Source organism: Methylomonas rivi, from assembly GCF_024505165.1.
In the GTDB taxonomy this organism is placed as follows: Bacteria; Pseudomonadota; Gammaproteobacteria; order Methylococcales; family Methylomonadaceae; genus Methylomonas; species Methylomonas rivi.
The window spans coordinates 1-907 of record NZ_JANIBK010000340.1 but is presented as its reverse complement, the minus strand read 5'-3'; the positions used below and the strand labels follow the sequence as shown (position 1 = coordinate 907).

Genomic DNA, 907 nt, shown 5'->3' with positions numbered 1-907 from the left:
GGACAAACTGTATGCCGGGGGGCAGGCTCAGGGCGATATACAGCTTTGGGCAGCCACGGGCGACGACTGCGCCGGCCTGCCCGCCGGCATTGAGCGGCATGGGTCGGCAGAGCCCTTGTCCTTGTACGCGCGGCAATGGCCGGCGGCCGGCGCCTTGAATCTGCTGGTGGGCGATTATGCCCCGCAAGTTCGCCGGCGGAACCATCTGAAGCCCTGGCTGCCCGCCGTCGCGATCCTGTCGGTCGCACTGTTGGCGCAACTGGCCGGGCAGTGGCAATTGCAGCGGCGGCAGCAACAGCAATTGCAAACGCTTGAGGCCGGCACCGAAGCCTTGTTTCGGCAAACCTTTCCGGAGATCAAGCGGCTGGTCAATGTCAAGGCGCAAGCGGACCAGCAGTTGCTGGCGCTACAGGAGCAATCCCGGCTGAACGCGGCCGGGTTTTTAGCCTTGCTCCATGTTGTCGGCGGGCCGTTGAAAGAGGCGCCGCAACTCAGGCTGCAACGCCTGCAATTCGACGGCGACAGCCTGCAAGTCAAACTGCTGGCCCCGGATGCGGCCAGCGTCGAACAATTTAAACGCCAGCTCGGCGGCGAGAACGGCCCGCAAGTCGATATTCTCGCCGTGGCCGGCGTTGCGGACGGCGTGGAGGCGGAAATTGCCATTCGACAAAACTGATCTCATCAAACGTTGGCGGGCCTTGTCGCCGCGCGAGCAAATGCTGTTGATCGCCGGCCTGGCGGCTGCCTTGCCGGCGGCCGTGTATGGTTTGGCGTACGAACCCATGCGGGCGGAAAACCAGCGGCTGCAACAACAGATCGAGGCCCGGCAACAAATCCGCCTGCATTTGCAAGAGGTGGCGCAACGGGTGGCGCAAGTGCGGCAAGCGGGCGACCAAACCGCCGCGTC

The 907-nt window shown here is 64.3% G+C and carries 2 protein-coding genes; both read left to right on the top strand.

The window, feature by feature from the left end; translation table 11 throughout:
• On the top strand, positions 1-676 hold a 676-nt coding region (gspL, locus tag NP596_RS21610; RefSeq protein ID WP_256617441.1), incomplete at its 5' end, for a type II secretion system protein GspL.
• Positions 657-907 (top strand): type II secretion system protein M (locus tag NP596_RS21605; protein ID WP_256617440.1); only part of this gene is annotated, 251 nt, incomplete at its 3' end. The genes gspL and NP596_RS21605, both read left to right, overlap by 20 nt.